Consider the following 6048-nt stretch of genomic DNA (forward strand, 5'->3'; position numbering starts at 1 on the left):
TCCACGCCAGCTTCGCCGCGCTGGCAAAGAAATGGGCGCCCCGTCTGCGAAAGGCCAAATAGGCCGCGTCAACGCCGCATTCCGTCGGCGCTTACCGAAGAACTGCGTTGCTTTTTTTAGAATGTCCCTCTCCTCCTTGAGGATACGGTTTTCCAGGCGCAGGCGCTCATTCTCACGGGCCAGATCGGCCTGTGGCTCCGCCACCAAATCTGTCGGGCGATAGTGAGCAATCCATTTGCCAAGCGTCGACTTGCCGACCCCCAAATCCGCGGCAACCCGCTCCCGTGACAGCCCGCTGGTCAGCGCGATCCGAACCGCCTCTCGCTTAAAATCTTCACTATGCTTCATCATCTCGTCGGTCTCCTGTTGCGAGCATAAAACGCTCAGGTGACCGGCACAAATCCGTTACAAGTCCATTCTTGAACCACTCATGCCCCGCCCAGTTCGATGTGAACAGCCCGAACGGAGTGTAGGGACCGTAGGCGATCAAAAAGGCCGATCTTCGTCGTCTTCGAGGTCGTCCTCTGCGGCCTCATCACTGTCATCGTCGTATTGGCTTGAGCGCTCCTCGATCGCAAACGCAACTGAGCCGAAGTCATTCTCCTCGAGATCCTGGAACACGCTCGGAAGTCTATTGGCCTCGAACAACGTGATCTCCCGCTGAGCGAGATCCTCGATAAGTTCGTTTTCAAGCGTCAGGCTTGCGCTACCAGCCCATTGTCGTGACCGCCACTCCAGAAGCAACGGCCAATAGGGACCAGCTCCGGTTTCGTTTGCGACGATCTCGTTCGCAGCCTCGAATACGACCGGCGCGACCAATCCCTGCTCGACACCAGAAAGCAGCGCCATCACTGTAAGTGGGCTGCAGTTCTGAACTATTAGGTTGGCTGTGCCGATCGGAATCTCGACACCGAGCCGGATCGCGGCATACAGCGCCCACGAGACCTCACCATCGTTTCCGAGGCGTCCATGTCTATCAAGTATCGCCACCAAGATCTGCGACCAGTCGCCAATGACAAGGTCACGGAAAGCCAGATGGCGCCAGACAATCATACGGGCGACATAGTCGATGGAATGCCCGAAATGTACCGCCGCTCGCTTGAGAAAGGGTTCCACGACAGCCCAATGCATAGCAGCGAGTTTTGACCTGTCTAAATAGCGCAGAGTGTACTTGAGGACCCCATCATCATTGTTGCTTGAAGTGAATGAAAAAGCGTATTCAAGCGCCGCACGAAGTCGTTCAGGGATCCGCCTTTCAAGCGAATTGCTCGCGAACTCGAACTTGGCGGCAATGTCGGTTGGCCACGTATCTGAAAATGAAAAGTTATCTGAGTAAATTGCAGTTTTTGTTTCGTTGATGTCCAATTCGAAGAAACGAATCGCTTCTCTGTATCGCCACAGGGCTTCCTCAGCTGCGGCGTGAGTATCAGCCCCAATCCAAACGTCGTCGACGTGCCTAATCACGTCACAGTTCTGGTGCCCGCCGCGTCGAACGAACTCTTGGTCAATCGCGGTGCCGATAACCTCTGCTATGTATCTTGACGCGTCCGGTCCGACCGGAACGCCTACGGTCTGGCCGTCCTGACCTGCCCGGACAATAAGATCGAGACGGTTGCCATAGCAATTCGCGGATGCGGGATAACGGTCCGCCTTTGCAGCCGCTCGCCCGTGCAATGCCCAAGGAATCGAATGGGTGTAGATTGTGTGGTAAAATCGCGAAATGTCCGTTCGCGCAACGAAGCGATACCTAGCAAGGCGCGAAAGCCGAGAACTTTCCAGCTCCGAGTGAGATGCAATAGTTACGGCCCGATCCAGTTCGGGGCTATGGACGGGTTTGGACAAGCTAAAGTTCGAAAGCGCGAAATGCTGCGTTAGCTCTGCCTCGCGGTCGGCGATGAAACGCGCAAGATCATGTGCCGTCGAGGGGTGAATAAACGAGAACTCACGACGCGTCATCCCGCGTTTTGATGCGTTGAACGGGGAAGACCTGACCGGATGCCGCCCGTCAGAGAGCCACCCATTGCGAGCGGCAAGGTTAGCACCTATCGCCGTAGTGACGAAAGTCGGCGGTAAATTCTCGGGCAAATACCCTTTTTCGAGAAGGTCGTGTTTTAGTGCCATCGGCATAACGATGACACCAAAAATGTATATTTGCTAGATTCTTCCTTGCTACCAGCAGTCCTACGCACTGCGACAGTGCTGCACAAACGACTGCTTCCGACGCCCAGGCCAAGGAGGCAGAACGTCTGGAATGGCGGCGGTACCGGTGGCGGGCTGGACGTCGCTCGAACAGGCTGTACCCGACCAGATTACGACGTTCCGATACGGTGCCGGGAAGTCCGCTTACACCAACACCGGCCATTCCACGCGCCTCGCCCCCCCCTGAACAAAGGACGGTTAGCGCACCTCCCGCGTAACGCTCGCTTTGGCGGGAAAGTTACGGGGAGTGGAGCCAGCCTGTTCAACCCCAAAGGTTTACAGCGCCAAATATTGAAGCGTTTGCAGGCTTGCCCTTCTTATGCGACCTTCCACTTCATGACGCGATTTTTGTCCACACTGCTTTTTGCCCATTTTGCGCTTCTCGCTACGCCCTGCCGTGCCGATCAGTGGCTGCCGCCTCAGCCGCAGACCTATGAAACGCCTGACAAGACATACCGCCTGCAAATCCGCCCGCGCGAACTGGTCAGCGCACTGGCCTATTTTTCCGACAAGGTGAAAAAGCGTGAATCAGCAGGCGGCGCCAAGGGGCAGCAACAGCGCAGGGCAACCGCGACCATCGAGCATGTGGGGGCCGATGGCGCATGGACCGCGCTGTGGTCCGGCCCGCTGACCAATGAGGTGGCGCCTGTTGACGCGTTGATTGCCAATGGCGGGCGCTATGTGGTCACCTTCGATAACTGGCACTCGATGGGCTATGGCCCCAATGTGGTGGTCATACATGACGGGCAGGGGCGCGTGATCCGTGCGATGGCACTGACGGACATTGTTTCCGAGGAGTATGTTTTCGCGCTCGGCCATTCGGTCAGTTCGATCCACTGGCGGGGGACGCCGCAATTGGGGCCTGATGATACGGTGCGCATCCCCGTCGTGGTACCGGGCGACCACCAAGGCTCGGAGGACGAGACCTATGTCGATGCGGTGATCCGGCTTGCGGATGGCGCGGTGCTCAGCGGCGCCTCGCCTGAATGGCGCCATGCGCAGGCCGCCGCGGCAAAAGAGGCGCAATCGCGGCGCGATTATGATGAGAGGGAAAGGAAGGCCTTTATCGCACCCCTGCTGGGGCCATCGGAAAACACCGAACCGGCATGGGATGGCTATCTGCTGGAGGCCTTCTTCCGATCTACGCCGCGCTGGAAGGACGACTATCCCGCGACCACCGTTCTGCGCGATCCATCCGCGCCAGATTACGCGCCGTCGGAAGGATGGCTGCGTGATGCATTGCTTGGGCGGAACTACCTTCGCGGGACGATGGCTTTTGCCAGCATCGCGCCCTTCGACCACTTCGTGGCGCGCATGAAAGCCATCCTGGCCGAGGCCAAGCCGGGCAGCCTCAGAGGCCTCAAAATCTACATCGCCGCGCCAACCAGCACGTTGCCGATGTTCAAGGTGATGTTTGCCAAGACCGGCGCGCAGGTCCATCTGTTTGACCCTTCGGTGCCCATTCCCCAGCGCCAGGAACGGTTGAAAGCCTATCTGGCGGCAAGCGCATAGGTCGCCTCAACCAAGGCCTGCTTTCGCTGAGGGCGTTTGGATGCCTAAATGTCAGCTGAGAGGGCGCCAGCAGTATCCGACCAACTATCGTCGTTCCGATACGGTGCCGGGAAGGTCGGCTTGCGCCAACACTGGCCATTCCACGCGCCTCGCCCCCCTGAACAAAGGACGGTTATCGGACCTCCCGCGTAGCGGTCGCTGCGGCGGGAAAGTCAGGGGGAGTGGACATAATTTTTCGGGCGATCAATGCAGTCAAATCGCATCGATAAACTTCTCGGTGAGAGGTTGTATCACTTCAGCCCGGAACAGTTCACAATCCCAAAATACGAGAGAACTTGGCTCCCCATTCGGATGTTCAGCACGGCAAGTGGCCATTATATCATAAACAACCGAGGTCTGATTTATATACGAGGCTTCTAAGTTGAGCCACGGATATAGTGATCGTCCTCTCATAATGTGGTCAGTGTTAGCATTTTTGACGAAACTACCTATCCTCACGTTCATAAATGCCCACGTGTTGCCTGATTTCTTCAGATGGCAATTTTCTGAAATCGGAAAGATCTCGACATATTTTTGCCCAATTGAAGTTAGGATTGCTTTGCTTGCGAGAGAAACGCGACCATTTTTAATAGGCCCCCAGCATGATAGGTCATGCGTGTAAGTGCCCAACGAAACGGCGCGACTTTTGTTTGCCGCAGGTTGATCGTGCCCAGGACAGCCTGACAATGTAATTACGACGATGATTGCTAGGGCTTGTTTGAAGATCAACATAACCGCATCATATCGAATGGGGCAATGTCAGCAATAGCACCGTGTCCGGAACGGCGCTTGTCGTCGAAATTTGGGGGGAAGCAGTCGTTAGCTCGCGTGACTAACGGGATGGTTCGCGTCCCCTTCCTCAAACTGCCAGCATCGGTATTATCCGCCGTCGGGTTGCCAAGCCTTAAAGGACCCGGTTTTTGCGAGTCTCCAGCTCATGCGAATATGAACCGGAATGATCGAAACCCGTTCCAAGCATGGCGCACGCAAAAGCTTTACGTTTGTGCCTGAGCTATCAGGTACAAGCAGCGCGGTGGGATTGTCAATATCATCAAATCTATAAATGTACCCATAGAGATTTTGACCAGTTTTTAGATCTCCATCCTCATTATCGAAGTATATACTCCTATCCGTGTTGATGGCGGCGTCTTTTTTTATGTAGATAAAATTTATGATTTTGGCGCGATAGGCAGTTCCTATTATTAATATAACGTCGTCCTGAATTCTTACTCCATACCGATCGCTCCAATAGCAGCCAAAATATTTTGATCGATTTTTAATTTCATGACCTGGCCCAGACTGCCTGGATAAAAAGATCTGCAGCCCAGCCAAAGAAGAGAAAATAACGGCCACTGCAATGTAGAAAAATCTTTTCATTTGCGAAAGGTCCTACATTATAAAAACTTTGTTCCAGCCACAGTATTTGAAAGTCAGACACCTCCTCCCAAACCTACAATGCCTCCATATGTGGTGAAAGTAATTTTACCGGACTTCGTTTTGTTAAACGATCTATTTGCATAATAGGTGAAACGGTCTGCACTTACATTGAGTGATGAGTTGCCGCCATTCAATAAACTTAGGTTATCAGCAGTAACTGCATTCGTACTAGGCGGCGTGGACAATTTCGGCAGTGATTGGAACGTCCGCGATTGGTGGAAAGTTGCCTTTCAAACTAAGCGTACTCGTCCCGATTTTGGCGAGGGCGTAACCGGCCAACTTTCCTCGCGGCGGCATGCCACAGCCGAGTTTCAAAGAGCCGCAATGACCTTGCCGCGTCCGCGTCACCGGCTTTTGCAGCGCATCTTAGCCAATGGCGATACCCGATCATATCATTGCGATTGAAGCAGCTCATCGCTGCATTACCAGCCGCGCGAGCATCGCCTTTCCGCCAGGCGCGATAGTAAAGGCCTGCAGGACTAAATGCGTCGGCTGGTTTGCCAAACGATGCCGCGTTGTTGTCATAGGAAAACCAGTCAGCCAGTTCAATCATCGCGCCGGTATGACCGCGAAGTGCCAAGTGCCACATGATGGGCATCCACTTGCCAATGCCTCGCTCGTAGCGGACTGTCAGCCCCTTCAAATAAAGGCGATCCGCAGCCGTTTCATTGCTGATGTAATCCATAAGCGGATAATCACCCAGCATATCAATGTCCGCAAGGGGCGGATGCTGCCGTTCGGCAAGGGCGTCCTGAATGTCCGCAAAGTCGAAGGGTTTCGGGCGCCGGCAGGCGTACGAAAGTCTTACAAGTACGACCCGCGGTGAGGTTTGCGCAGGTCTATGGGTAAAAGGGCTTTGGT

General features: G+C 54.7%; 6 protein-coding genes. 1 reads left to right on the plus strand and 5 read right to left on the minus strand.

What is annotated here, in order from left to right:
• The coding region (locus ACZ9HU_RS22175; RefSeq protein WP_476108056.1) for a transposase at positions 1-351 on the minus strand (351 nt) is incomplete at its 3' end.
• Between the two features lie 135 nt (positions 352-486).
• A complete protein-coding gene (locus ACZ9HU_RS22180; RefSeq protein ID WP_476108057.1) occupies positions 487-2121 on the minus strand; it encodes an RNA-directed DNA polymerase in 1635 nt (544 codons plus the stop codon).
• Positions 2122-2535: 414 nt separating this feature from the next.
• On the opposite strand from ACZ9HU_RS22180, the gene ACZ9HU_RS22185 reads away from it, so the two are divergent.
• Positions 2536-3711 carry a hypothetical protein gene (locus ACZ9HU_RS22185; RefSeq protein WP_476108058.1) on the plus strand — a complete coding sequence of 392 codons (1176 nt, stop codon included), beginning with the start codon at positions 2536-2538 and terminating at the stop codon, positions 3709-3711.
• Positions 3712-3963: 252 nt separating this feature from the next.
• Here the strand turns inward: ACZ9HU_RS22185 and ACZ9HU_RS22190 are convergent, their stop codons facing one another.
• The 3 genes from ACZ9HU_RS22190 to ACZ9HU_RS22200 form a co-directional block, all read right to left on the minus strand.
• On the minus strand, positions 3964-4482 hold the full coding sequence (locus ACZ9HU_RS22190; protein WP_476108059.1) for a hypothetical protein: 519 nt from the start codon (positions 4480-4482) through the stop codon (positions 3964-3966).
• 147 nt (positions 4483-4629) lie between these two features.
• Complete coding sequence (locus tag ACZ9HU_RS22195) at positions 4630-5127, minus strand: hypothetical protein (RefSeq protein WP_476108060.1); 498 nt, start codon at positions 5125-5127, stop codon at positions 4630-4632.
• 295 nt (positions 5128-5422) lie between these two features.
• Positions 5423-6048, minus strand: a 626-nt coding sequence (locus ACZ9HU_RS22200) for a hypothetical protein (RefSeq protein ID WP_476108061.1), incomplete at its 5' end; no start/stop codon positions are given.

The organism is Novosphingobium sp. Sphag1I (assembly GCF_056279125.1).

Excerpts from the sequence above, each read along its gene's own strand:
- ACZ9HU_RS22195 (WP_476108060.1), bottom strand. The coding sequence starts at position 5,127 with ATGAAAAGATTTTTCTACATTGCAGTGGCCGTTATTTTCTCTTCTTTG.
- ACZ9HU_RS22185 (WP_476108058.1), top strand. The coding sequence starts at position 2,536 with ATGACGCGATTTTTGTCCACACTGCTTTTTGCCCATTTTGCGCTTCTC.
- ACZ9HU_RS22180 (WP_476108057.1), bottom strand. The coding sequence starts at position 2,121 with ATGGCACTAAAACACGACCTTCTCGAAAAAGGGTATTTGCCCGAGAAT.
- ACZ9HU_RS22190 (WP_476108059.1), bottom strand. The coding sequence starts at position 4,482 with ATGTTGATCTTCAAACAAGCCCTAGCAATCATCGTCGTAATTACATTG.